Source organism: Arsenicicoccus cauae (assembly GCF_043162025.1).
Taxonomy (GTDB): Bacteria; Actinomycetota; Actinomycetes; order Actinomycetales; family Dermatophilaceae; genus Arsenicicoccus; species Arsenicicoccus cauae.
In genome coordinates this window covers 2,161,217-2,185,924 of sequence record NZ_CP171001.1, presented here as the reverse complement: position 1 = coordinate 2,185,924, position 24,708 = coordinate 2,161,217, and the positions used below count along the sequence as shown (strand labels likewise).

Sequence of the window (24,708 nt, the reverse complement as noted above, 5' to 3'; positions counted from 1 at the left end):
TCATAACGATCCCTCCGCCACCAACGGCGCCCCGGTCACCGAGCGGACCATCCACACGCTGTCCCGACGAGCGTTCGGGCTCACCCGGATCGACCGCGGCACCCGCCCCACCTCGATCCACCCCATCCGCTCGTAGAACCGGCCGAGCCCCAGCCCGCTGCGATAGGTCAGGTCGCAGGCCTCGAGCCCGGGGAGGGACCGGGCGACGGCGTGCAGGCCGGCGAGCGCGACGGCTCCGAGGTTGCGTCCCTGCACAGCCGGGTCGACCATGAACCGCTTGAGGGTGGCCGTATGCCGGAACAGCCCGTCATCGCTGCGGATCCACCAGCCGAACCCGAGCAGGACCCCGGTGTGGTCCCGCAGCACCGCGAGCGTCCGCAGCTCGTCGTCGGTGGCGGCGAGGGCATCGTCGAGGGTCACCGCGACGGCCTCGCGCGGCGAGTCCCGGGTGAATCCCACCGCTCCCCCGGCGGCGTTCACGGCGCACCACAGGTCGAGCATCTGGTCCCGCAGCGTCGGGTCCGCGGATCGCTCGGAGACGCCCACGACGCGGACCCGCGGCAGCCACCACGCCCGCGACGACCCTGCCTGGACCGGGTCCCCCGGGATGACGTGCGGCTCGCCCGGCACCAGCCCGGCCGAGGCTGCGGTGCGCCCGGAGGCGGGGTTGTCGTCGCGGGCCACCGCCCGCACCCGCCACCCGGGCAACCACTCCGCTGCCCACGCGGTGGCGGCCCGGGCCGCCTCGCGTCCTAGACCCTGCCCGTGACTCTCGTGGGCGAAGCGGTAGTAGAGGTTGACGACACCGTCCTCGCCGTGCGCGAGCGGCCGCACCCCCACCACTCCCACGGGGCGCCCGGATCCGCGGTCCTCGGCGACCCAGTAGCCGAACCCGTCTGTCTCCCAACCCTCGACCCACGTCTGCAGACCGACCAGGTTGGCGGTCCGGTCGGTCGTGACGGCCCACGGCGCATGCTGATAGAGCCGCTCGTCGGAGTGCAGGGCGTGGTGGAACGCGGCGTCCGCCATCGTCGGCGCTCTCAGGCGCAACCGAGCCGTCTCGACGGTCCGGGGCGCACCCGCGTGGAGGGCGCGCGGGGCACGGTCGGGCGAGGCGGTGGCCATGGCGTCGACGTTAGCCCTAACCCCCGACAGACCCCACCGGACTCCGCGCCCAGAGCCTCGCGTTCACGACGCGGGAGCCGCGCCGTGCCCTCGAGTGCCGGGTCGACGTGCCCGAGGCCGCGGACGACGTCGACTGGGAGGGCACCGACTGGACCGAGGAGCGTCTGGAGGCCCTTGCCGAGCGAATCCCCTTGCGGGACTGCCGGATCACGGTCAGCGCCGAGCTCGCGCCCCTCGTCGACGGCGGGGAGCTCGACTTCGGCGACTACCTGCGGATGGAGCGGTTCGTGTGGGCGCGCCTGGCCGGCGAGGCGACCCGCGAGGGCCGCCGCTGCACCTGCCTGCGCAGCGTCGGCGTCCCTCGCGGCAAGCGGGCGACCTGCCTGGACGACGCCCGCCAGGGCCTCACCTGACAGCCGCTTCGACCGCCTGCCGGCGGTCACCAGGGTCTCCGAGGGCCGACGCGACGGACCGCTCCCCCACCGGCTGGAGGAGCGGCCTGGGCGGTCCGGCTTCAGCGCGAGGCGGCGGGCTCCACGGCATACGGCGTGAGCTCCCCCACGAGGCGCGGGTGCACGAGGGCGTGGACCAGGGTCCCCTCCGGGGTGTGCTCCTCGCTCACGACGTCACCGTCCGCGTGCAGCCGGCTGACCAGGTCGCCCCGGTCGTAGGGCAGGAGCACGTCGACGGGGATCTCGGGCTGCGGGAGCTCCTCGGCGACGAGCCGCCGCAGCTCGTCGATGCCCTCGCCGGTGCGGGCGGACACGACGATCGAGTGCTTCTCGTTGGCCCGCAGGCGCATCAGCACCTCGGGGTCGGCGAGGTCGGCCTTGTTGATGACGATGACCTCCTTGAGGCGGTCACCACCCACCTCGGCCATGACCGCGCGCACGGCGCTGATCTGCCCCTCGGGGTCGGGGTGCGACCCGTCGACCACGTGCAGCAGCAGGTCCGAGTCACCGACCTCCTCCAGGGTCGATCGGAAGGCCTCGACCAGCTGGTGCGGCAGCGCGCGCACGAAGCCCACGGTGTCGGCCAGGGTGTAGGGCCGCCCGTCCGGGGTCTCGGCGCGGCGCACCGTCGGGTCCAGCGTGGCGAAGAGCTGGTTCTGCACGAGCACCCCCGCGCCGGTGAGGCGGTTGAGCAGCGAGGACTTGCCCGCGTTGGTGTAGCCGGCGATCGCCACGCTGGGGATCTCGTTGGCCTTGCGGCTCGCCCGCTTGGCGTCGCGGCCGGTCTTCATGCGCTTGATGTCGCGCTTGAGCTGGGCGATCTTGGTGTTGATCCGCCGCCGGTCGAGCTCGATCTTGGTCTCGCCGGGGCCACGGGAGCCGATGCCGACACCGCCGGCGGCCTGGCCACCGGCCTGGCGGGACATCGACTCACCCCAGCCGCGCAGGCGCGGCAGGAGGTACTGCAGCTGCGCCAGCTCGACCTGCGCCTTGCCCTCCCGGGACTTGGCGTGCTGGGCAAAGATGTCGAGGATCAGCGCGGTCCGGTCGATGACCTTGACCTTGACGACGTCCTCGAGGGCCCTGCGCTGCCCAGGGGTGAGCTCACCGTCGCAGATGACGGTGTCGGCGCCCTCCGCGACCACGATGTCGTGCAGCTCGGCGGCCTTGCCGCTGCCGAGGAAGGTGCCGGCATCGGGACGCTGGCGCCGCTGGATCACGCCGTCCAGGACGGTGGACCCGGCAGTCTCGGCGAGGGCCGCCAGCTCGCGGATGGAGTTCTCGGCGTCGGTCGCGGTGCCCTCGGTCCAGACGCCGGCCAGGACCACCCGCTCCAGGCGGAGCTGGCGGTACTCGACCTCGGTGACGTCCTCGAGCTCGGTCGACAGACCGCCGACGCGCCGCAGGGCGGACCGCTCCTCGCGGTCGAGCTGCTCGCCGTCGTAGCCGTGGTCGCCCTCGTCGTCGAACGGGGCCTGGTCGACGGTGGCGTCCTCCTCGGCCAGCGCCTCGGCGCGGGAGCGGAAGAGGTCGAAGTGTGGAGTAGAAGTCATATCCCCTCAAGGGTCGCACGGGCCCCACCTGGGCGGCGAGCCGTTTAGTTCAACGCCGGACAGCCCTGCCGTATGCCGCGCCCGACGCAGTCCGGGGCTGGGGGGGTCAGTCCAGGTCGCGGACCTTGTCCAGGTGGGGGTGCTCGCCGCGCGCGGGCAGGTCCGGCGAGGGGCCGACCAGGTGCTCGACCTCCGGCAGGGCGTCGTCGACACGGCGACGGGACACGAGGATGGCGGCGGCGATGATCGCGAGGGCGACCAGGGCGATGAGCACGCGCAGCCAGGTCGAGGCGCCTGCTCCCACCGACATCTGGACGACGGCCGGGGCGATCAGCACGGCGACGAGGTTCATGACCTTGATGAGGGGGTTGATGGCCGGGCCGGCGGTGTCCTTGAACGGGTCGCCGACGGTGTCGCCGATGACGGTCGCCGCGTGCGCGTCGGAGCCCTTGCCGCCGTGGGCGCCGTCCTCGACGAGCTTCTTGGCGTTGTCCCACGAGCCGCCGGCGTTGGCCAGGAGGACGGCCATGAGCACCCCGGCCCCGATCGCCCCGGCGAGGAAGCCGGCCAGCGCCCCGAACCCGAGCCCGAAGCCGACCATGATCGGTGCCATCGCGGCGAGCAGGCCGGGAGTCGCCAGCTCGCGCAGAGAGTCGCGGGTGCAGATGTCTACGACGCGGGCGTACTCCGGGGTCTCGGTGCCGTCCATGATCCCCGGGTGCTCGCGGAACTGGCGGCGGACCTCGAGGACGATGGCGCCGGCGGCGCGCGTGACGGCGTCGATCGCGAGGCCGGAGAAGAGGAAGACCACCGCCGCGCCGAGGATCAGCCCGACGAGGACGTTGGGCGAGGTCACGGCATACCCGCTGACTGCCTCGGAGGCGTCCCGCCCGGCGCCGGCGAGGGCCGTGATCACGGCGTCGTTGTAGGAGCCGAACAGCGCGGTCGCGGCGAGCACGGCGGTCGCGATGGCGATGCCCTTGGTGATCGCCTTGGTGGTGTTGCCGACCGCGTCGAGGTCGGTGAGCACCTGGGCACCGTCCTCGTCGACGTCGCCGGACATCTCGGCGATGCCCTGGGCGTTGTCGCTGACCGGACCGAAGGTGTCCATCGCCACGATGACGCCGACCGTGGTCAGCAGGCCGCATCCGGCCAGGGCGATGAGGAACAGCGACACGATCACCGAGCCCCCGCCGAGGAGGTAGGCGAGGTAGACCGCACCGCCGATCACGGTGGCGGTGTAGACCGCCGACTCCAGGCCCACCCCGATGCCGGACAGGATGACCGTCGCAGCGCCGGTGACCGACGTGCGGGCGACGTTGCGGGTCGGTTCGGACTCGGTGTCGGTGTAGTGGCCGGTGATCTTGAGGATCACGGCGGCCAGCACGATGCCGAGCAGCACCGCCCCGACCGCGAGCAGGCGCGGGTCGCGGTCGATGCCGGCGGTCTCCGCGCCCCGCAGCTGCGCGAAGGAGCCCGGGAGGTAGACGAAGGCGGCGATCGAGCACAGCACCGCCGACACGACGGCGGCGATGGCGAAGCCGCGGTTGATGGCGGTGAGCCCGCTCTCGCCGGGCCGGGAGCGCGTCACGTAGATGCCGAGCACGGCCGTGAGCACCCCGATGGCCGGGACGATCAGCGGGAAGACGAGCCCCTGCTCGCCGAAGGCCGCCTTGCCGAGGATGAGGGCGGCGACCAGGGTGACGGCATAGGACTCGAACAGGTCGGCGGCCATGCCCGCGCAGTCGCCGACGTTGTCGCCCACGTTGTCGGCGATCGTCGCCGCGTTGCGAGGGTCGTCCTCCGGGATGCCCTGCTCGACCTTGCCGACGAGGTCGGCGCCGACGTCCGCGGCCTTGGTGAAGATGCCGCCGCCGACGCGCATGAACATCGCGAGCAGCGCCGCCCCGAAGCCGAACCCCTCGAGCACGGCGGGTGCCTCGGCGCGATAGATCAGCACCACCACGCTCGCCCCGAGGAGACCGAGACCCACGGTCGCCATACCGACCGCTCCACCGGTGCGCACCGCCAGGGTGAAGCCCGGCGCCCGGCGCCCGTCCCTCGCGGCCGCGGCCACGCGCACGTTGGCCTGCACCGCCAGCGTCATGCCGAGGTAGCCGATGAACGCCGAGAACACCGCGCCCACCACGAAGAAGAGGCTCCGTCCGATCCGGACGGAGCCATCGTCGGCGGGGAGCAGGAACAGCAGCGCGAACACCACGAGGACGAAGCCCGCCAGCGTGCGCAGCTGCCGGTTGAGGTAGGCGCTGGCGCCCTCCTGGATGGCCGCGGCCACACGCTGCATCGAGGGCGTGCCGGTGTCGGCGCGCAGAACCTGGGAGCGCAGCACCGTCCCCACCACCAGGGCCAGCAGGGAGACGACCGCGATCACCGCCACGATCGTCACACTCCCCCCGGAGACGGGGACGTGGTCCCCCGCAGCCTGGACGGGCCGGGCGGCATGGGCGGCGGGAAGGCTGGTCCCCGGTAGCTGGGTGATGGCGACGAGAGCTCGCATCCGTCCTCCTTGACGTGCGGCTACGGACGGTGACCACCGCCCTCAGGTGGCTCGCAGTCTAGGCGGGTGCGCCCCACATGACCAGGGGGTCTGTGGTCGCGGCGGGGCGCGTCAGCGCCCCTGCGGCGCAAGCTCCTTGGTGTAGAGAATCTCGCCCAGGCCGTTGCGCAGGCTCACCGTCATCGTGCCCGCGCGGTCGACCTCGGTGTAGCCGAAGAACATCGCCTTCTGGTCGCGCGGCGACTGGTTGGCGTAGCGCGGCAGCCCCTGGAAGAGCACCTGCGGACCGAAGGTCGCGTCCATCTGGCCCGGCCCGAACCCGCCCGCGCTGATCGGCCCCGCGACGAACTCGTGGAACCCGTCGAAGTCGCTGAAGGCGGCCTTGGCCGGGTCGTAGTAGTGCGCCGCGCAGTAGTGCACGTCGGCCGTGAACCACACGACGCCCGTGATCCTGCGGCGCTTGATCTCGCTGAGGAGGTAGGCGATCTCGAGCTCGCGGCCCAGGGGCGCGCCGGGGTCGCGGTTGGCGATCGCCTCGATGTCGGTGCCGTCCGGGACGATGATGCCGATCGGCATGTCGGCGGCGACGACCTTCCACGTCGCCCGCGACCGCGACAGCTCGCGCAGCAGCCAGTCGACCTGCTCGGTGCCGAGGAAGGCCGTCCGCTGCTTCTCCAGCGAGGGGGTGTTGGCGCCGCGGTAGGTGCGCATGTCCAGGCTGAACACGTCCAGGTGGGCTCCGCGCTCGACCTTGCGGTAGACGCGGGGAGCCTGCCCCAGGTCGTGGACGCCGCGGCCGTGCCGGTCGGCGATGGGCATGAACTCGAAGAAGGCCTGCCGCGCCCGGGTCGCCAGGACGTCCACACGCCGCTCCTGGGTGTAGCGCGGGTCGGTCAGCACCTCGCCCGGGTACCAGTTGTTGGTCGTCTCGTGGTCGTCCCACTGGCTGATGACGGGCACGTCGGCATACATGCTGCGCAGGTTGCGGTCCATGAGGTTGTAGCGGTAGCGCCCCCGGAACTCGTCCAGGGACTCCGCGACCTTGGCCACCTGCGGGGTGACCACGTTGCGCCATACCTGCCCGTCCGGCTCGACCACCCGCTCCTGGATCGGGCCGTCGGCGTAGATGTTGTCGCCGGAGTGGATCAGGAAGTCCGGGCGCAGCTCGTGCATGGCGCGGTAGGCGACCATGCCGCCGAGGTCGGGGTTGATGCCCCAGCCCTGGCCCGCGGTGTCGCCGGTCCACACGAAGCTCGTCGGCGCGTCATGCACGGCGGCCGTGCTGAGGTGACCGACGCCGACCTCCCCGCGGTGGCCGTCGAGATCCTCGAACTGGACGCGGTACTCGTAGTCGCGGCCCGGCGCCAGACCCTTGAGCTCGAGCTTGGCCGTGAGGTCGCTGCGCGGCGTCGCCCACGGACCGGCGAGCTCGCGCCAGGAGCCGCGACGTCCCCCCGAGGTGAGGCGCACGACCATGCGGCCGGGGCGGTCGGATCTCGACCACACCACTGCGGAGCGGGACGTCACGTCACCGGCCTGCACCCCGCTGGGAAGCGTGCTGCGACCACGGACGAGGGAGGGGGTGGCGCCGGCCGCGACCGACGTCGACTGACCGAGGGCGACCAGGCCGGCACCACCGAGGGCACCGGTCAGCAGGGAACGACGAGAGACGTTGGCCATGACGGCGACTCTGCGCCTCTCGGGTGAACGCGCGGGGTGCGGTCGGGTGACGGTCCGGCAAACCCTGCCGTATGCCGCGGGCTAGGGTCTGAGGTGATGAGCGAGCAGCAGGAGCACTACTTCACGTCGAGCGCGCCGGCGACCGAGCCCGAGCGCCGGTCGATCCGCATCCGCCTGGCGGACCGGACCGTCGACGTCGAGACGGCGCCCGGGACCTTCTCCCCCGACGGGCTGGACAAGGGCACCGCCGTGCTGCTCGCGGAGGCACCACCCCCACCCGCGACCGGGACCTTCCTCGACCTCGGCTGCGGCTGGGGGCCGATCGCGCTGACGCTGGCGCTGCGCTCCCCCGACGCCACGGTCCACGCCGTGGACGTCAACGAGCGCTCGCTCGACCTTGCCCGACGCAACGCGAAGTCCTTGGGCTGCACCGGGATCCGCGCGATGACGGCGGCCGAGGTGCCGGCGGGCACGGCATACGACCTGATCTGGTCCAACCCACCCATCAGGGTCGGCAAGGCCGTGCTGCACGATCTCCTGCGGACCTGGCTCCCCCGGCTGGCACCGGGCGGCCATGCCTACCTGGTGGTGCAGAAGAACCTCGGCTCGGACTCCCTCCAGGCGTGGATCGGCCGCGAGCTCGGTCCCCAGCTGGTCGTCGAGCGGCTCACGAGCGCCAGGGGATTCCGGGTCCTGCACGTCCGGCAAGCCGCCGCCTAGAGTCGCCGGCTCCCACCCGCCGAGTGGTCACTTCCCGACCCACTCCGCCGAGTGGTCACTTCCCGACCGTCGGGAAGTGACCACTCGGCGGAGTCGGGGGGGTCAGCGGTGCCGCGGCCGGTGCTTGTCCTTGCCAGCCTTGCCCGGGTGGACCACCATCGCCGACCCGCCGCCACCGCGGGTCGGCTCGGCCCCGGCGTCGAACAGGTTGCGGCCGAGCATCCGGATCGCCGTGCCCCGGCCGATCGTGGCCGAGGGCGTCATCGGCTGGCCGAGCGCCTTGAGGGCCGCCCCGGTGGCACTGTCGATGAGCTGCGGCTCGGCGGTCGCCGCGGTGTTGCGCGAGGAGATGCGCGGCGCCGCCAGCCCACCCATCGCGGTCTTGTCGCGATCGATGACCTCGGTGATGGTCTGCGCGGTCGTGGTGATGATCGTCGCGCCGCCCGCCGCGCCAGCGGCCAGGAACGGCCGTCCGCCCTTGAGCACGATCGAGGGGCTCATCGACGAGCGCGGACGCTTGCCCGGCGCCGGGAGGTTGGGGTCGGGCACGCCGGGCGTCAGGGGCGCGAAGTTGAAGTCGGTGAGCTCGTTGTTGAGCAGGAAGCCACGGCCGGGGACCGTCATGCCGCTGCCCCCGAACTGCTCGATGGTCAGGGTGTATGACGCCACGTTGCCCCACTTGTCCGCCACCGTCAGGTGCGTGGTGGCCTGCCCGTCGTTGCCCTGGCCGACCTTGCCGAGCGCGGTGCCGCAGCCGCCGTAGGCCCCGTCCGGGCTGCCGAAGGCGATGGGCCGCTGCTGGGCCTTGGCCGGGTCGAAGCCGCAGGCGCGCTCGCGGGCGAAGCCCTGGGAGACGAGCTGGTCGCGCGGCACGCCGGGGACGTCGCCGACCCAGCGGTTGCGGTCCGCGAACGCCGTCGCGGTGGCCTCGGCGAACCGGTGGTAGTACTGCACGTCGTCGACGTCACGCAGCGGGACGCCGGTGCGCTCGGCATACTCCTCGAGCAGGTTGAGGGTCTCGGCGACGGCGATGCCGCCGGAGGACGACCCGGCCATGCCGTAGTAGTCATAGCCCTCGTAGGTCGAGTGGATCGGTGCGAGGCGCTTGACCTGGTAGCGCGCGAGGTCGCTCGTCGTCATGGTGCCGGTCGGCACGGTCACGCCGGGCACCGTGACCGGCGCGTTGACGACCTTGGCGATGTCTTGGGCGATGCCGCCGGTGTAGAGCGCGGACGGTCCGCGGCGACGCAGCTCGGCGTAGGTCGCCGCCAGGTCCGGGTTGCGCAGGACCGTGCCGGCCTCGACCGGCTTGCCGCCGGGGAGGTAGATGGCGGCCGTCGCGGGGAACTGCGCGAACCGCTTGGCGTTGTCGGCGGTGGCGGTCTCGAACGCGTCGTCGACGACGAAGCCACGACGTGCGATCTCCTCGGCCGGGGCCAGCATCTGGCTGAAGGACCGGGTGCCGTAGTCCTGCAGAGCCGCCTGCCAGGTCGCCACGGTGCCCGGGACCCCCACGGACAGGCCGGAGTTGACGGCCTTGGTGAAGTCCATCGGCTTGCCGCCCTCGAGGAAGGACGTCTCGGTCATGCCGGCCGGGGCGGTCTCGCGGCCGTCGATGGTCGACACGCGCTTGGTGCGGGCGTCGTAGTAGACGAAGAAGCCGCCGCCGCCGATGCCGTTGGCGTAGGGCTCCACCACACCGAGCGCGGCGGCGGTGGCGACGGCGGCGTCGGCGGCGTTGCCCCCGCGCCTCAGCACGTCGATGCCCACCTGGCTCGCGACCGGATCGACGCTGGCGACCGCGCCGCCGGACCCGGTCATGGTGCCGGTCTTGGGCAGGGTGTGCCCGACGGGGCCCTGGTCACGAGGGGCGGGGCGCTGGGGGACAGGGGTGGCGCCGGCGGTGGAGATCGAGACGGCCGCGGTGACAGGCAGGGCCAGCGTGAGGGCGAGGACGCCCCGGAGCGTGGCCGACGGACGAGGTCCGCGGGGGCTGGGTGCAGTCATCTCGCGACGCTAGGCGCGCGGACAGGTCGGACAAAAGGGGTGATCCAGCATGTGGGACGGACTCGCGGGGCGGCCGTCATCCTCGCTCGGGTCGCTCCACGGTGCCGTCGGCGACGAGCGCGGCGGGCCCGGACAGCTCGACCTCGTCACCGGGCAGGGCACGGACGTGCACCGTCCCGCCTGGCACGTCCACCCGCCAGCGGTCACCGGCCTCCGAGCCGCCCGCTTGCGAGCCTCCGGCCCACCAGCGGACCGCCAGCGCCGCGGCGGCAGCCCCGGTGCCGCAGGAGCGCGTCTCCCCCACCCCGCGCTCGTGCACGCGCATGCGCAGGTGCCCCGGGCCGAGCACCTGGACGAACTCGACGTTGGTCCCCTCGAGGGGCGTCGGCTGCACCAGCGGCGGCCGGGTGAGGTCGAGCGCGTCGAGCTCTCGCCCCGCGGGCAGCATGACGACGGTGTGCGGGTTGCCGAGGTCGAGCGACAGCGCCGGGACGGCCTCGTGGTCGTCGACCTTGACGAGGGCGTCGGAGCCCTCGACCTCGGCCTGGTCCGGCGCGCTCAGCCGCCAGGGGCCGAGGTTGACGGCGTATGACGCCTCCCCCGTCTCGCCGTCGGCCCCCACGCGCACGTGCTTTCGGCCGGCGCGGGTCGCGATCGCGAACTCCGCGTCCTGCTCGAGGCCCTCACGGCGCAGGTAGGCCGCGAAGACCCGCGTGCCGTTGCCGCACATCTCGGCGACGGACCCGTCGGCGTTGCGGTAGTCCATGAACCAGCGTGCGTCCGAGGCCTGGTCCATGACGGCGGGCTCGCCGGCGAGCGCCGTGGGGACGACCCGGATGACCCCGTCGCCACCGATGCCCGCGCGGCGGTCAGCGAGCCACGCGACCTCGCTGGGCGACAACGAGATCGAGCCGTCCGGGTCCGGGATCAGGACGAAGTCGTTCTCGGTGCCGTGGCCCTTGGTGAAGGGCAGGGTGCGCGCAGTCATGCCTCATCCTCTCGTGCAAGCCTGGGCGCCGCGTCGAGGACCGCGGCATGGACCGCGGCGCGGACCGCTTCGTGGACAGCGTCGTGGAGCTCACCGAGCGGGCGCTCCCCCACAGCCACGGCGGTCGCGTCGTGCCAGTCGATCCGCGGGTCGGGGCGGAACCACGCCTCCTGACGGCGGGCGAGCTTGCGCGTGAGGGTGGCCGTCAGGTCCTTGGCGTCGCCCTCGGACAGGTCGCCGTCCAGCTGGGCCAGGGCCTGGGCGTAGCCGAGCGCCTTGCTCGCGGTGCGCCCGTCGCGGAGCCCGGCGGCGTCCAGCGCCCGCACCTCGTCGAGCAGCCCCTGCTCCCACATGCGGTCGATGCGCAGGCCGAGCCGCTCGTCGAGCACCGGCCGGTCCACACGCAGCCCGACGACGACCGTGGGCAGGCGATGGGTGCGCTCCGGCATGGTCGCGCTGAAGGGTCGCCCCGTCAGCTCGATGACCTCCAGCGCGCGCACGACGCGCCGGGCGTTGGTGGGGAGGATCTGGTCGGCGGCGACGGGGTCCAGCCGTCGGAGGCGCTCGACGAGCGCCGGCAGGCCCGCCGCGTCGTCACCGACCTCCGCCTCGAGCCGACGGCGGACGTCGGGATCGGTGGGCGGGATGTCGAGCAGGTCCAGCGCGGCCCGGACGTAGAGGCCCGAACCCCCGACCAGGACAGGGACGAGCCCACGTCGCCGGACCTCGTCGATGTCGGCGCGCGCCTCGCGCTGGTAGGCCGCGACGCTCGCCTCGTCCCGCACGCCCAGGACGTCCAGCTGGTGGTGCGGGATCCCTTGTCGCTCAGCCACGCTCAGCTTGGCGGTGCCGACGTCCAGCCCGCGATAGAGCTGCATCGCGTCGGCGTTGACGACCTCGCCGCCGAGCCGTGCGGCCAGGGCGACCCCGAGGTCGGACTTGCCGGTGGCGGTGGCCCCGACGACGGCGACGACGGGTGGCAGGGCGGCGTCCGGCATACGTGCCATTGTCCCAGAGCGAGTGACAAGGACCCGTCGCGTGGGGCAGGGTGGTCGGCGGAGCGCACCGTGCCGGCGACGGACCGAGGTGCTCCTGACCTGGCCCCGATTGGAAGGAGACGGCGATGAGCATGTTCGACAACATGAAGGACAAGGCCACCGAGGCTGCGGAGCAGAACCCCGAGAAGGTCGAGCAGTTCTCCGACCAGGGCATCGAGCGAGCTGGCGACCAGCTCGACGAGCGCACTGGTGGGCAGCACTCCGACAAGATCGACTCTGTCCAGCAGCAGGGCGACGAGCGCGTCGGCGACAACAGCCAGTGACGTCGTCCCGCTGACGGCTCCGGCCGTCGCCTCACGACGTGAGAGGCCGTCACCCCTCGAGGGTGGCGGCCTCTCCCCGTGCCCGCACGAGATCGCGGCCGACCTCGACCAGCAGGTCCACGACGGTGCGCACGGCCAGGCGCTCGTGCCGCTCACGGCGGGACAGCGCAAAGATCGAGCGGTGCGCCCGGACACCCTGCAGAGGCCGTATGACGACCCCCTGGCGTGGTCGCGTGGTGAAACGAGGGAGGAGACCCAATCCCTCGCCGGACGCCACCAGCGACTCGAGCAGCCGGTTGTCGCGCAGGCGGTAGCGGCGCTCCAGGGGCGCCCCGAGGTCACGCTCGATGCTCCCCATGACCGTGTCGAAGGGGTAGCCGACCGGCACGCCCACCCAGGTCGTGCCGGCGAGGTCCGCAGGGCGCAGCCTCGCACGCCCCGCGAGCGGATGGCTCGCGGGCAGCGCCACGTCGATGGGCTCGCGGGCGATGACGCGGCGCGCGAGACCGTCCTGGACGCTCGCCGCCCCCGACGTGAGGCTGTGCGCCACCACCACGTCCACGTCGCGGGCCCGCACCGCGAACTCCGCCTCGGAGACGTCGAAGTCGTCGATCTCGAGATGAATCTGCGTGCTGCTGAGGCGCCGGAGGAGACCGGGCAGCAGCGCCTCTCCGGCGCTGGGCAGCGTGCCGATGCTGACCGTGCCGGCGGGGGTGCCGACAAGCTCGTCGAGCCGTCCACGGACCCGGGCGAGCACCTCGCCGACCTCGTCCGCGCCGGCCGCGAGCAGGCGGCCCTCGGGCGTCAGCCGGAGGCGCCGGCCGTCGGGCTCGACGAGGCGCACCCCGATCTCCCGCTCCGCGGTGCGCAGCTGCTGGGAGACCGCGGAGGGCGTGCGGTGAGTCGCCGCGGCGACGGCGGCCAGGGTCCCGCGGTCGGCCAGGTCCCGGAGGAGCTCGAGGTGGCGCAGGTCCATGAAGTCAACCTAATGCTTTGTGCCATGGATCGTCGCTTGTCCTGAACGGTCGCGGAGCCGGACGATGGGTGGATGCCGATGACCCACCGCGCCCTCGCGGCCCTCGTGGCCGTGCTCTGGGGCGTCAACTTCCTGGCGATCCACGCCTCGCTGGAGCAGTTCCCGCCGTTGTTCCTCGTCGCCCTGCGCTTCGCGATCATCGCGGCGCCCACGATCCTGCTCGTGCCCCGTCCGGACGTGCCGCTGAAGTGGCTGGTCGGCTACGGGTTGGGGTTCGGGACGGTGCAGTTCATCGGCCTCTACCTCGGCATGGCCATGGGCTTCCCGGCCGGCCTGGCGTCGCTCGTGCTCCAGGCGTCGGCGCCGTTCACCGTGGTGCTGGGTGCGCTGCTGCTCGGCGAGCGGGTGGGGCTGACGCAACGCGTCGGGATCGCCGTGGCTGTGGGTGGGCTCGTGCTGGTCGGCCTGTCACGGGCGACGGCGACGAGCGTGCTGCCCTTCGTGCTGGTGGTGCTCGGCGGGCTGGGGTGGGCCTTCGGCAACCTGTGCAGCCGCCTGGCGCGCGCGCCCAAGCCCCTGCACCTGACCCTGTGGATGTCCGTCGTGCCGCCGCTGCCCATGCTGGTGCTGTCGCTGCTGGTGGAGGGGCCCGCGCGCATCGCGTCGTCCCTCGGCACGTCGGCGTCGGCCGCGGCGGCGCCGGCGTGGATCGGCCTCGCCTACACCGTGCTGCTCGGCACCGTCGTCGGCTCCGGCATCTGGGTGTGGCTCATGGCGCGGCACCCGGCAGGGGTGGTGGCGCCATACTCGCTGCTCGTCCCCGTCGTCGGGATCCTCACCGCCTGGCTGGTGCTCGGCGAGCGCCCCACCGCGATCGAGCTGCTCGGCGGCGTCCTCGTGATCGCGGGCGTGCTCTGGTCCGGGCGAAGGCCCCGCGGCGGCGTCGCGGTGCCTAGGGTGGAGGGCACCGATCGACTCGAAGGAGCCACACGATGACCGAGATGCGTGACGAGCAGCTGCCCGAGGGTGCCAAGGCCGCGCAGGAGGCCGCCGCGGAGGCAGCCCCCGGCCAGGCCGACATCGCCCACGACTCCCCCGACGCCGACCACGGCCAGATGCAGCAGGCCGCGACCGAGGGGTCGACCGACACCGGCACCGGAGCGGTGACCGGCAGCGGGATGCCCGACTGAGGTCAGGTCAGGCGCCGCAGGCGGGTCCGCTGCGCACCGTGACCGCGCTCGCGGCGGGCCTGCCGATCGACGGCATCCCCAGCGAGACCGCGGGCTTGCCCGGCACGGCGGCATCCTGCAGCGCCGCCCACGCGTCGCCACCACGGGTGCGGCGCACACGGTAGGTGCCCCCGTCGAGGGCGCCGTCCGCGACGAGGTGGTGCGGGGCGCCATACGTCACGTCGACCTCGACGACGTCTCCCGGGCGCGCCCGCTCGGCCCCCTGCGGGACCGCGAAGTGCACGAGCCGGTTGTCGCGCGCGCGACCGGACATCCGCTCGGTCTCGCGGTCCTTGCGGCCCTCGAACGGCGCGACCAGGACCTCGACCGTGCGGCCCTCGTGGGTGCGGTTCTCCTCCCAGGAGATCCGGTCCTGCAGCGCGATCAGCCGGTCGAATCGCTCCTGCACCACGGCCTTGGGGACCTGGTGGTCCATGGTGGCGGCGGGGGTTCCGGGGCGGATGGAGTACTGGAAGGTGAACGCGCTGGAGAACCGCGAGGCCTCGACCACGCGCAGCGTCTCGGCGAAGTCCTCCTCGGTCTCGCCCGGGAAACCCACGATGAGGTCGGTGGTGATGGCGGCGTGCGGGATGCGCTCGCGGACGCGGTCCAGGATCCCGAGGAACTTCTCGGAGCGGTAGGACCGGCGCATCTGCTTGAGGACGCGGTCCGAGCCCGCCTGCAGCGGCATGTGCAGGCTCGGCATGACGTTGGGCGTCTCGGCCATCGCGTCGATCACGTCGTCGGTGAACGCTGCCGGGTGCGGGGACGTGAAGCGCACCCGCTCCAGGCCCTCGATCTCCCCCGTCGCGCGCAGCAGCTTGGCAAAGGCGCCGCGGTCACCGAACTCGACGCCGTAGCTGTTGACGTTCTGCCCGAGCAGGGTGATCTCGACGACGCCCTGCTCCACCAGCGCCCGGCACTCGGCGAGGATGTCGCCCGGGCGGCGGTCCTGCTCCTTGCCCCGCAGGCTCGGGACGATGCAGAAGGTGCAGGTGTTGTTGCAGCCCACGGAGATCGACACCCAACCGGCGTAGGCCGAGTCGCGGCGCGTCGGCAGCGTGGAGGGGAAGGTCTCGAGGGACTCGAGGATCTCGACCTGCGCCTCCTTGTTGTGGCGCGCCCGGTCGAGCAGGGCCGGCAGGGACCCGATGTTGTGGGTCCCGAAGACGACGTCCACCCACGGGGCCCGCTTGACGATGGTGTCGCGGTCCTTCTGCGCCATGCAGCCGCCGACGGCGATCTGCAGGTCGGGGTTGGCGAGCTTGGCCGGACGCAGCTGGCCGAGGTTGCCGTAGAGCTTGTTGTCGGCGTTCTCGCGCACGGCGCAGGTGTTGAAGACCACCACGTCGGCCGTCGGGGGCCGCTCGTCGGTCGGGAGGCTCGCGAGGTCGACATAGCCCGCCGTCTCGAGGAGGCCGGCCAGTCGCTCGGAGTCGTGCACGTTCATCTGGCACCCGTGGGTGCGCACGTCATAGGTCTTCATCGCGTCATCCAGGATAGGCCCCACGGACGGGGGCCGGGCGCGACAGGACCAGACCGCTCACCGCCTGGGCCAGCGCGACGGCGAGGATGAGCAGCACGGGCACGGTCCAGCTGCCGGTGGCCTGGTAGAGCGCGCCGGCCGTGACCGGCCCGACCGCGGAGAGCAGGAATCCCGTGCCCTGGGCGAAGGCCGACACCGCCGGGACGTCGTGCGGGTCGCGCTGCTGGGCGATGAAGGTCAGCGCGATGGCGATCCCCGCCCCCTGGCCGAAACCCATGACGACGACGCCGAGCAGGGAGGTGGCCACGCCGCCCAGGAGCGCCACGACGCCCAGCGCGTAGGCCGCGAAGAACCCCGCGAGGACGCGGGAGGCGTGCGGGTGGGTCGCCATACGAGGTCCGAGGAAGCTGCCGGGGATCCCGAGGCCCATGTAGACACCGAGCATGACACCTGCCGTGGCCGGGGAGACGCCGTGGCTGCGCAGGATCGCCGGCAGCCAGGTCAGGGGCATGTAGAAGCAGAGCGACTGCAGGCCCATGAACGCCGCCGTCCACCAGGTGCGGGGGCGGCGCACGACGTGGGCCATGCCGGTCGGGGGCCGGGGGACGTCGACGTGGCCTCCTGTCGGGTGCACGGCCACCTCGCGGGCGGCGAGCCCCCACATCAGCAGCGCCGCCGTGAGGGGCAGGGCCCAGATGGCGAGCGTCCACGACCAGGAGAGGCCGTGCTGCAGCAGCGGGGCGGTGGCCGCAGCGGCGGCCGAGGCGCCGCTGATCATGCACACGGTGTAGAGGCCCATCCGCTGCGGCACCTGGTCGGGGAACCGGCTGCGGACCACGGCCGGGAGCACGACATTCATCACGGCGATGCCCAGGCCGAGGGTGATCGTCCCGAGGTAGAAGGTGGGCGTGGTCGGCAGGCTGCGCACCACGACGCCCGCCACCGTCAGCGCGGTGGCGCCGAGCAGGGTGCGCTCGGTCCCCCACCGCGCCACGAGGAACGGCGTCACGAACGCGAACAGGCCGAAGCAGATCAGCGGGAGCGTCGTGGTCAGGCCCGCCAGCGTCGGCGTGAGCCGCAGCTCGCGACTGATGGTGGCCAGCGCCGGCGGCAGGCTCGTGATGGGCAGGCGGCACACCAGCGCCACCGCGACGAAGCCGGGCAGCAGCCAACGCAGGTCAGCACGATCAGACACCCCGCGACCCTAGCTGTGATGCCCAGACAGGTTGTCCAACCTAGTGATGGGGGCGACCTTGCCGATCGCTGAATGGGGCCGGTGGTGGTTGTACTGGTGGACCCAGGGTGCCAGGGCTGCGATCCGGTCGGCTTCGCTGGGGTAGAACTTCTTGAAGGCCCACCCGTCGGCCAGGGTGCGGTGGAAGCGTTCGATCTTGCCGTTGGTCTGGGGCCGGTACGGGCGGGTCCTCTTCGCGGTGATGCCGAGCTCGGTGCAGGTGTCGGCCCACAGGTGGGAGCGGTACGCGCCGCCGTTGTCGCTGATCACCCGCTTGACGGTGACGCCGCGTTCAGCGAACCACGCGACCGCGTTGCGCAGCACCAGCGCTGCAGTCTCCTTGGTCTCGTCGTCGTGAGCCTCGACGTACGCGACCCGGGAGTGGTCGTCGATGACGGTGTGCAGGTAGCAGGTCCCGATCAGGGGCTGGCGGTACTTGCTTCTTGGGACGCCCGTGCGTGCCGACGTGGCAGCGCGATGACGCTGACCCGCGGCGCGTCCGACGTACCGCCAGCCGCCGCCGTCGGGGACCTTGCCGAGCTTCTTGACGTCCACGTGCAGCAGGTCGCCGGGGTGGTCGTGCTCGTACCTGCGGATCGGTTCGCCGGTCGCCCGGTCGAGGTAAGACAGCCGGTGCAGCCGGCACCGTGTCAACACGGCGTGCACGGTGGATGCGGGGACGGCGAGCAGGTCACCGATCTGGACCGGTCCCATCCGATGTCGCAGGCGGGCTCGCGCGATCTTGCGGACCAGGCGGGGTGGTGTTCGGCGGGGTTGGTGATGGGGGCGGCTGGACCGGTCGAGCATCCCGGCGCTGCCCTCCTCGGCGTACCGCTGGGCCCACTTCGCTGCTGTCTTCCACGACACGTCGAACCGTTCGGCGGCCCGGGCGATGGGCCACCCCCGCTCGACCACGAGCACCGCCAGGCGCAGGCGCGCGCGTGGGGTCAAAGCAGCATTGGCATGGGTAGCGTGAGACACGAAGACCTCCTGGTCGCGGAACGGAACCCTCAGACAGCTCCACTCCACACCGGGAGGTCTTCGCCTGCCACCAGATCAGAGCGTCACATCGCAACGACTCGACCAACGTGCCTGGGCATAACACCTAGCCGTCCCGGGCCCGGGCCGTAGGGCGCGCACACCGCCGCCGCGGCCGACGGCACGGAAAATGAGGTGAGCAACCGGATTCGCGAGCGGCAGGCTCACCCGGCCAACCCCTCCGAGGAGAAGAGAAAGGTCATGGAGAAGATCACCGCGCGACTCGTCAGCTGGGCCTCCCAGCTGGACGACGGAGCGTGTCGTCGGCTGCGTCGCCCGGTGGCTGGATCGTGAGGTCGAGCAGGTCGAGCTGATCAACACGCACCAGAACTACACCGGGCAGGAGACGCACCTCGGCCGGCAGGTGTGGGTGTCCCGCAAGGGGGCGATCTCCGCGCGCGCCGGCGAGCCGGGGCTCGTCCCCGGGTCGATGGGGACGGCGTCATGTGTCGTCCGCGGGCTCGGCAACCCCGAGAGTCCCTGGCGGGCATCGAGTTTCGCGACGGCGAGGCGCTGGTCGACGAGATCCCGGCGGCGTACAAGCCGATCGACCAGGTGATGGCGGACTCGGCGTACCTCGTCGAGATTCGGCACACCCTGCGGCAGGTCGTCAACGACAGGGGCGATTGAGGCCGCATGCCGACCGTCCGCCGCCTGGCCCCACGGGGTCAGGCGGCGGACGGCGAACGGCAACAGGGGCTACCGGCGGGGCCGTGGCGACCGCCGGGACCGAGGCGACCGTCGAGACCGTGGCGATCAGCGGCGGGGGGTGGGGGCGACGATCGCGGCATAGAGCTCCTCGAACCTCGCGAGCCGGTCGGCATAGTGCCGGGTGGCGTCCGGGTCGGGCTGCTCGGTGGGACCCGTCGTCGGCGCGACTCGCTCGACGTCGGGCGCCAGCACCTCGAGGGCGTGCAGGGCCGTGCCGCGCAGCGTGACCCGCTTGATGGTGACGGGCGTGACAGGCTTGTCGACGGCGTGCGCAAGCAGGGCGAACAGCCCGGGGAGATCTTGTCCGACGCGACCGCTCGCCAGGATCCGCTCGGGTGCGCCGGCGGCCTCCTCGAGCTGTGCCGCCAGGCGGGCATAACTCAGGGCGACCCCCTCCATCAGCGCGCGGAAGATCTCCGGCGCCTGGTGCGAGACCGTCAGGCCAGTCAGGGCCGCGCGGGCTCCCCCGGCCCACCCGGTCGACCGCTCCCCCGTGAGGAACGGCAGGACCAGAGGGGTACCGGCGTCGTGGGCCCCGCGCAGGACCGCGTCCAGCGCGTCGCGCCCCTCGGGCAGCCGGAGCGTCTCCTCCGCCCAGGTCACGGCGCGGCCCACGTCGTTGAGCGCGCCGCCCACCAGCGAGCGGCGGTCGTCGACGCGGTAGTTCCACAGCCCCGTGGGCAGCGTGGCGGGCGCGCCGTCGATCAGGACGCGCATCGCCCCGCTGGTGGCGAGGCTGGCGACCACGGTGTCGGGCCCGGTCGCGCCGTTGCCGAGATTGCTGGCGAAGCCGTCGGTGATCGGGGCGAACCAGCGCGCGTCCGCGAGGGCAGGCCAGCGTCCGGCGATGTCCACCACCGGTGTGAGGGTGTCACCGGGGTCGCGGGGCGTGCCCAGCTGCTCGACACTCACCCCGGCGACGTCGAGCAGCTGCTCGTCCCACTCCCCCGTCCGGCGGTCGAGCAGTCCGGTCCAGGCGGCCGTCGACGTGCCCGGGTCCGCGGTGCCGATGAGACGGTGGAGCACATACTCCCCCAACGACATCCACCGGGTCACCCGCGCGGCCGAGTCGGGCTGCACCTGGGTCAACCACCGCAACCGCGGGGCGAGATAGCTGGTGTGGATCCGGGTGCCGGTGCGCTGCTGGACGTCCGCCTCGTCCAGCTCGTCGCGCAGGACGGCGACCTCCCCCGCGCAGCGGGCGTCGGCATACGTGATGCACGGGGTCAGGGGCGACCCGTCTGCGGCGACGCCGACCAACGACGAGGCGAAGGTGTCGATGGCGACCCCTCCGACGGGGGCGCCGTCCAGCTGGTCCAGCAGCTCCTCGACGATCTCGGTGAGCTCGGCGACCACCTGGTCCGGATCGATCGTCGACGTGCCGTCCGCCGCGGTGGTGAAGGCGTGCGGCCGCTTGGCTCGCTTGCCCGCCGGGCGGCCCGCGGCGTCGTAGAGCGCGCCACGGCTGGCCGTCGAACCCACGTCGAGGGCCAGCACGATCGGCTGCTGCGCCTGGTCGATGTCGATCTCGAACGCCGGCTCACTCACGGGGGGCTCCTAGGGTCAGGGGCCCTCCAGCCTAGGTGGGGGTGGCTCGGATGGGAGGCCGGGCCGGGGTGAAACACTCGACGATCATCGGGATCCCGTTGGCCATCGCCAACCTCAAGCTCATCCCGGTCACGCTGTTCCCCTACGGCAAGGAGATCGTCGACTCCCGCACGATCGCCGTCGCCCAGCGGCCGCTGGACTTTCTGTGACCCGCCGACGCCGGCGAGTCAGTCCCGCAGGTGCTCGGGAGCGTCGGCGATCGCGTCGCGGATCACCGAGTAGGCCGTCCCCGCCCCGTAGCCCTTACGCGCGAGCATCCCGGCGAGCCGGCGCGTCTGCACCTCGACCGTCAGGCCGCCCATCGAGCGCAGCTTCTTGTCGACCAGCTCCCGGGCGGTGCGACGCTCCTGGTCAGGGTCGACCTCGTCGAGGGCCGCGTCCGCCAGGTCCTTGTCGATCCCCTTCTTGCGGAGCTCGTGGGCGAGGGCGCGCTTGGCCAGACCCTTGGTCACCTGCTGGGAGCGCACGAGCATCGCGGCGTAGGCCTCGTCGTCGACGAGGCCGACCTCGGTCATCCGGTCGAGGACGCGGGTGATGACGTCCTCGGGGCAGTCGCGCTGGCGGAGCTTGGTCTCGAGCTGGGCCCGGCTGCGGGGGGCCATGGCCAGCTGCCGCAGGACGATCTGCCGGGCGACGTCCTCGTGGTCCGGCTCGGCGTCGACGGCGGCGGCACCCTCGGTCGGTGGATCCTCGGCCCGGCCGCGGCGCCGGGGTCTGGCTGGGTCGCGTCCCCGCGTGCCGCGGCTCGGCGCGTCGCCTCGACGATCGGATCGCGTCGTCGGCGTCCGAGCGTCCGCGCGCCCCTCCTCGCGCAGGTCCCCCCAGGTGGCGGGGCTGACATGGGCATCCTCGGGCAGGAAGTCCGGAACGCCCTGCGACACACCGGCCTCCACTCGCGTCAAGACCTCGCGAGCCCGACTGAGCCTCTCCGCGGAGACTGCCCCGGTGGCGGAGCCAGGGGCGGCCGGAACTGCCCAGTCGGCGGAGCCGGAGGCGTCCGCAACTGACCTGGCAGCGGGAGAGGGAGGCGAGGCGGGAGCGGGGCGGGCGTCCTCGGCGTGATCCCAGGAGGCGGCCCCGCTCCAGCTCCCACGCCCTGCGGGGGTGGGGCCCGGCATACGACTCAGAACTCGACCGGGGGCTCGACCGCGGGGATCTCGGAGACGGGCGCGTCGACCGGCTTGATGATGCCGAGCTTCTCCTTGATCTTGCGCTCGATCTCGTCGGCGGTCTCCGGGTGGTCCTTGAGGAACTGTCGCGCGTTCTCCTTGCCCTGGCCGAGCTGGTCGCCCTCGTAGGTGTACCAGGCGCCGGCCTTGCGCACGAAGCCGTGCTCGACGCCCATGTCGATGAGGCCACCCTCGCGGGAGATGCCCTCGCCGTAGATGATGTCGAACTCGGCCTGCTTGAACGGCGGGCTCACCTTGTTCTTGACGACCTTGACGCGGGTGCGGTTGCCGACCGCATCGGAGCCGTCCTTGAGGGTCTCGATGCGGCGCACGTCGAGGCGCACCGAGGCGTAGAACTTGAGCGCCTTGCCACCGGTGGTGGTCTCGGGCGAGCCGAACATCACGCCGATCTTTTCGCGCAGCTGGTTGATGAAGATGGCCGTGGTGCCGCTGGAGGACAGCGCGCCCGTGATCTTGCGCAGCGCCTGGCTCATGAGGCGGGCCTGCAGACCGACATGGCTGTCGCCCATCTCGCCCTCGATCTCGGCGCGGGGCACGAGGGCCGCCACGGAGTCGATCACGATGATGTCGAGCGCGCCGGAACGGATCAGCATGTCCGCGATCTCCAGCGCCTGCTCGCCGGTGTCGGGCTGGGACACCAGCAGCGCGTCGGTGTCGACGCCGAGCTTCTTGGCGTACTCCGGGTCGAGGGCGTGCTCGGCGTCGATGAACGCCGCGATGCCGCCGTTGCGCTGGGCGTTGGCCACGGCGTGCAGGGCGACCGTCGTCTTGCCGGAGGACTCGGGGCCGTAGACCTCGATCACCCGGCCGCGCGGGAGGCCGCCGATGCCGAGCGCCACGTCCAGGGCGATCGCACCGGTCGGGATGACCTCGATCGGGGGACGGACGTCGTCGCCGAGACGCATCACCGCACCCTTGCCGTGCGACTTCTCGATCTGCCCGAGCACCGAGGACAGCGCCTGGAACTTCGCGTCCTTGGGGTCGGCCGGGGCCTTGGATCCCTTGATGGGGGTGACTGCTGCCATGACTGCTGTCCTTGTCTCTCGTCGGATCGCGCCCACCGGCAACCCGTGACGTGGTTGATGTCTCGGGTCAGACGCTAGGGGCCACCACTGACAGACCCTCCCTGGGTCGTGACGACCTGTGGACGGTGCCGTGCTGGGCCGAGGCTCCTGTGGACGATCCTACCGAACACAATTTCGATGTCGAGCATCGGCGCTCGTGTGTCGCGCGATCGCCCGGGCGGCGGCCGAAGAGCCATAGGACGAGACAGGTCGTCCTCGACCACCTGACCGGACGCCTCCCGGCCACCGTTGTCGCCGGTCGAGATGATGCGCCGGTCCTCCGAGACGATCACCGCCCCGACCTGACGGCGGCGGCAGCCGGCGCGCACGGCGACCGCGTCGGCGACCTCGAGGAAGTAGGTGTCCCAGTCCGGTCGGGCGGTGCGGGACGCAGCGGCCGTCGTCATGACGGCGACCCTGTCCAGCCGCGGCGTCGCGGCATACGACCACCGTCAGTCGAGGGGCGCGTCCCGGCGCAGGGGTCGGTCCCGCCCGAGGCGCCGCGACTCGGGCACGTCGAAGTCGTCGCAGAGGGCGAGCCACACGGCGCGCGGCGGGATCCCGTCGGCCACCGCCTCCTCGACGGTGCGGCTGCCCAACCCCGAGATCCGGTGGTCGCTGGCCACCGTGGGGGCATAGCCGGGGCCGAACTCCTCGTCCAGGAGCCGCCGCAGGTCGGACAGGCGCATCCGGACACTCTGCCGTGCAGATCACGAGTGTGCAACCCATCACTCGAACGGCCCAACGAGCGCCGCCGACCATGCGGGGACCGGCAGCGCCGTGACCAGCATGAGTACGCACAGTGACCTGTTACATCACGCGCAAACTATGACATGGATCACAACCACCTTCACGCATGGGCGCGGGCGGGGGTGACAAACATGAAGCAGTACAAACAGCGAACGACCGTACGACGAAAGGAAAATCATGCGCCGCACCATGACCCGTCTGGGTGCCGCCGCCGTGATCGGAGCCGCATCGGTCACTGCCGCTGCTGCCCCCTCCATGGCAGCCCCGCCCGCCCAGCACGCACCCAGCGTCACCGTCGTCGCCGCCGACGAGGACAACGTCGCGGACGACAACTCCGGCAAGTGGGGCCTCGCCGGCCTCCTCGGGGCCCTCGGCCTCGCGGGCCTGCTCAAGGGCAAGCAGGCCGTCGACGAGCGTCGCGCCTCGGGCGCCACCCGCGCCACGTCGACCCAGGCCCACCGGACCGACGACCGGTCCCGCTGAGAAGCCGACCGATCTCCCGACGCACCTTCCCTCACCGAAAGGCTTGACCATCATGCGCAAGACCATCCTCACCGCCGCCGCGGCCGCCGCCTTCGCCATCGTGCCCGCCGGCGCGGCCGTCGCCGACACCGCGACCCCCTCGCCGAGCACCTCGGTCACCACGACCACCACCACGACCGAGTCCGACAAGACCGGCCTGTGGGGCCTGCTCGGTCTGCTGGGACTGGCCGGCCTGCTGAAGAAGAACAAGAAGCACGAGGTCCACCCCGCTGACCACGTGGACCACCGCAGCACCCGCACCGAGCACGTGGGCACGCACCACGACACCAACGTCACCCACGGCCACGTCGACCGCGACAACGCCATCCGCACCACGGACACCGACCGTGGCGGTCTCGGCGACACGCGTCGTGACGGGCTGGGCGACGACACCCGCCGCTGACGCGCCTGCGCGGGCCGGGCATCGCAGGCCCGCGCGCAGCACCATCGAGGGGGTCCCCGGCCGGCTGGCCGGGGACCCCCTCGTCGCACCGGGAGGGGCAGGGGTATGTCGGACCCCCGTGGCACTCTTGGAC

General features: G+C 72.4%; 25 protein-coding genes and 1 pseudogene. 10 read left to right on the top strand and 16 right to left on the bottom strand.

Annotated features, from left to right (window positions below):
* Positions 1-1,125 carry a GNAT family N-acetyltransferase gene (locus ACF3NS_RS10210; protein WP_392465885.1) on the bottom strand — a complete coding sequence of 375 codons (1,125 nt, stop codon included), beginning with the start codon at positions 1,123-1,125 and terminating at the stop codon, positions 1-3.
* Positions 1,126-1,232: 107 nt separating this feature from the next.
* On the opposite strand from ACF3NS_RS10210, the gene ACF3NS_RS10205 reads away from it, so the two are divergent.
* The gene (locus ACF3NS_RS10205; protein ID WP_392465883.1) at positions 1,233-1,538 is read left to right on the top strand and encodes a hypothetical protein; all 306 of its coding nucleotides are present in this window, start codon (positions 1,233-1,235) and stop codon (positions 1,536-1,538) included.
* Positions 1,539-1,639: 101 nt separating this feature from the next.
* On the opposite strand, the gene hflX is transcribed toward ACF3NS_RS10205, so the two are convergent.
* The 3 genes from hflX to ACF3NS_RS10190 form a co-directional block, all read right to left on the bottom strand.
* Positions 1,640-3,130 carry a GTPase HflX gene (gene hflX / locus ACF3NS_RS10200; protein ID WP_392465882.1) on the bottom strand — a complete coding sequence of 497 codons (1,491 nt, stop codon included), beginning with the start codon at positions 3,128-3,130 and terminating at the stop codon, positions 1,640-1,642.
* Positions 3,131-3,236: 106 nt separating this feature from the next.
* Complete coding sequence (locus tag ACF3NS_RS10195) at positions 3,237-5,648, bottom strand: sodium-translocating pyrophosphatase (RefSeq protein WP_392465881.1); 2,412 nt, start codon at positions 5,646-5,648, stop codon at positions 3,237-3,239.
* Between the two features lie 111 nt (positions 5,649-5,759).
* Positions 5,760-7,328 carry an alkaline phosphatase D family protein gene (locus ACF3NS_RS10190; protein ID WP_392465879.1) on the bottom strand — a complete coding sequence of 523 codons (1,569 nt, stop codon included), beginning with the start codon at positions 7,326-7,328 and terminating at the stop codon, positions 5,760-5,762.
* Positions 7,329-7,424: 96 nt separating this feature from the next.
* On the opposite strand from ACF3NS_RS10190, the gene ACF3NS_RS10185 reads away from it, so the two are divergent.
* On the top strand, positions 7,425-8,048 hold the full coding sequence (locus ACF3NS_RS10185; protein ID WP_288799247.1) for a class I SAM-dependent methyltransferase: 624 nt from the start codon (positions 7,425-7,427) through the stop codon (positions 8,046-8,048).
* Between the two features lie 102 nt (positions 8,049-8,150).
* Here the strand turns inward: ACF3NS_RS10185 and ggt are convergent, their stop codons facing one another.
* The 3 genes from ggt to miaA all read right to left on the bottom strand — a co-directional run bounded on the left by ggt (position 8,151) and on the right by miaA (position 12,041).
* Positions 8,151-10,055, bottom strand: coding sequence for a gamma-glutamyltransferase (gene ggt, locus ACF3NS_RS10180; RefSeq protein WP_392465877.1), 1,905 nt, complete (start codon positions 10,053-10,055; stop codon positions 8,151-8,153).
* Between the two features lie 76 nt (positions 10,056-10,131).
* A complete protein-coding gene (gene dapF / locus ACF3NS_RS10175) occupies positions 10,132-11,043 on the bottom strand; it encodes a diaminopimelate epimerase (RefSeq protein WP_289033432.1) in 912 nt (303 codons plus the stop codon).
* Positions 11,040-12,041, bottom strand: a complete 1,002-nt coding sequence (miaA, locus tag ACF3NS_RS10170) for a tRNA (adenosine(37)-N6)-dimethylallyltransferase MiaA (protein ID WP_392465873.1) — start codon at positions 12,039-12,041, stop codon at positions 11,040-11,042. The genes dapF and miaA overlap by 4 nt, the downstream gene beginning before the upstream one ends.
* A gap of 125 nt (positions 12,042-12,166) precedes the next feature.
* On the opposite strand from miaA, the gene ACF3NS_RS10165 reads away from it, so the two are divergent.
* A complete protein-coding gene (locus ACF3NS_RS10165) occupies positions 12,167-12,364 on the top strand; it encodes an antitoxin (protein ID WP_019284576.1) in 198 nt (65 codons plus the stop codon).
* A gap of 49 nt (positions 12,365-12,413) precedes the next feature.
* Here the strand turns inward: ACF3NS_RS10165 and ACF3NS_RS10160 are convergent, their stop codons facing one another.
* Positions 12,414-13,340 (bottom strand): LysR family transcriptional regulator, encoded by a 927-nt coding sequence (locus ACF3NS_RS10160; RefSeq protein WP_392465870.1) that lies wholly within the window; start codon positions 13,338-13,340, stop codon positions 12,414-12,416.
* A 72-nt stretch (positions 13,341-13,412) separates the two neighbouring features.
* On the opposite strand from ACF3NS_RS10160, the gene ACF3NS_RS10155 reads away from it, so the two are divergent.
* Complete coding sequence (locus ACF3NS_RS10155; protein ID WP_154593138.1) at positions 13,413-14,336, top strand: EamA family transporter; 924 nt, start codon at positions 13,413-13,415, stop codon at positions 14,334-14,336.
* Positions 14,333-14,530, top strand: a complete 198-nt coding sequence (locus ACF3NS_RS10150) for a hypothetical protein (protein ID WP_019284573.1) — start codon at positions 14,333-14,335, stop codon at positions 14,528-14,530. The genes ACF3NS_RS10155 and ACF3NS_RS10150 overlap by 4 nt, the downstream gene beginning before the upstream one ends.
* 7 nt (positions 14,531-14,537) lie before the next feature.
* Here the strand turns inward: ACF3NS_RS10150 and miaB are convergent, their stop codons facing one another.
* The 3 genes from miaB to ACF3NS_RS10135 are packed head-to-tail and all read right to left on the bottom strand — an operon-like array spanning position 14,538 to position 18,270.
* A complete protein-coding gene (gene miaB / locus ACF3NS_RS10145; RefSeq protein ID WP_154593139.1) occupies positions 14,538-16,055 on the bottom strand; it encodes a tRNA (N6-isopentenyl adenosine(37)-C2)-methylthiotransferase MiaB in 1,518 nt (505 codons plus the stop codon).
* A 4-nt stretch (positions 16,056-16,059) separates the two neighbouring features.
* Complete coding sequence (locus tag ACF3NS_RS10140; protein ID WP_392465867.1) at positions 16,060-17,250, bottom strand: MFS transporter; 1,191 nt, start codon at positions 17,248-17,250, stop codon at positions 16,060-16,062.
* Between the two features lie 9 nt (positions 17,251-17,259).
* On the bottom strand, positions 17,260-18,270 hold the full coding sequence (locus tag ACF3NS_RS10135) for an IS481 family transposase (protein WP_311966502.1): 1,011 nt from the start codon (positions 18,268-18,270) through the stop codon (positions 17,260-17,262).
* A gap of 192 nt (positions 18,271-18,462) precedes the next feature.
* Between ACF3NS_RS10135 and ACF3NS_RS10130 the strand changes: the two genes are divergently transcribed.
* Positions 18,463-18,621, top strand: a complete 159-nt coding sequence (locus tag ACF3NS_RS10130) for a hypothetical protein (protein WP_154593141.1) — start codon at positions 18,463-18,465, stop codon at positions 18,619-18,621.
* Positions 18,611-18,957 (top strand): annotated as a pseudogene (locus tag ACF3NS_RS10125) (RtcB family protein). Before ACF3NS_RS10130 ends, ACF3NS_RS10125 begins: the two are co-directional and overlap by 11 nt.
* Before the next feature lie 126 nt (positions 18,958-19,083).
* Here ACF3NS_RS10125 and ACF3NS_RS10120 read toward each other — a convergent pair.
* On the bottom strand, positions 19,084-20,586 hold the full coding sequence (locus ACF3NS_RS10120; RefSeq protein ID WP_392465865.1) for a gluconokinase: 1,503 nt from the start codon (positions 20,584-20,586) through the stop codon (positions 19,084-19,086).
* Between the two features lie 68 nt (positions 20,587-20,654).
* On the opposite strand from ACF3NS_RS10120, the gene ACF3NS_RS10115 reads away from it, so the two are divergent.
* Positions 20,655-20,795 (top strand): hypothetical protein, encoded by a 141-nt coding sequence (locus tag ACF3NS_RS10115; RefSeq protein WP_392465863.1) that lies wholly within the window; start codon positions 20,655-20,657, stop codon positions 20,793-20,795.
* A gap of 18 nt (positions 20,796-20,813) precedes the next feature.
* Here ACF3NS_RS10115 and ACF3NS_RS10110 read toward each other — a convergent pair whose 3' ends face one another.
* The 4 genes from ACF3NS_RS10110 to ACF3NS_RS10095 all read right to left on the bottom strand — a co-directional run bounded on the left by ACF3NS_RS10110 (position 20,814) and on the right by ACF3NS_RS10095 (position 23,589).
* Positions 20,814-21,527 carry a regulatory protein RecX gene (locus tag ACF3NS_RS10110; RefSeq protein ID WP_392465861.1) on the bottom strand — a complete coding sequence of 238 codons (714 nt, stop codon included), beginning with the start codon at positions 21,525-21,527 and terminating at the stop codon, positions 20,814-20,816.
* Positions 21,528-21,769: 242 nt separating this feature from the next.
* Positions 21,770-22,861, bottom strand: a complete 1,092-nt coding sequence (gene recA / locus ACF3NS_RS10105; RefSeq protein WP_230082806.1) for a recombinase RecA — start codon at positions 22,859-22,861, stop codon at positions 21,770-21,772.
* A 74-nt stretch (positions 22,862-22,935) separates the two neighbouring features.
* A complete protein-coding gene (locus tag ACF3NS_RS10100; RefSeq protein ID WP_392465859.1) occupies positions 22,936-23,307 on the bottom strand; it encodes a hypothetical protein in 372 nt (123 codons plus the stop codon).
* A 45-nt stretch (positions 23,308-23,352) separates the two neighbouring features.
* Entirely contained in the window at positions 23,353-23,589 is a 237-nt protein-coding gene (locus tag ACF3NS_RS10095; protein ID WP_154593352.1) for a DUF3046 domain-containing protein, read from the bottom strand.
* Positions 23,590-23,827: 238 nt separating this feature from the next.
* Between ACF3NS_RS10095 and ACF3NS_RS10090 the strand changes: the two genes are divergently transcribed.
* Together ACF3NS_RS10090 and ACF3NS_RS10085 are read left to right on the top strand one after the other, a co-directional pair.
* On the top strand, positions 23,828-24,133 hold the full coding sequence (locus ACF3NS_RS10090; RefSeq protein ID WP_154593353.1) for a WGxxGxxG family protein: 306 nt from the start codon (positions 23,828-23,830) through the stop codon (positions 24,131-24,133).
* Positions 24,134-24,185: 52 nt separating this feature from the next.
* On the top strand, positions 24,186-24,575 hold the full coding sequence (locus ACF3NS_RS10085) for a WGxxGxxG family protein (RefSeq protein WP_392465858.1): 390 nt from the start codon (positions 24,186-24,188) through the stop codon (positions 24,573-24,575).
* The last annotated feature ends 133 nt before the right edge of the window (positions 24,576-24,708 follow it).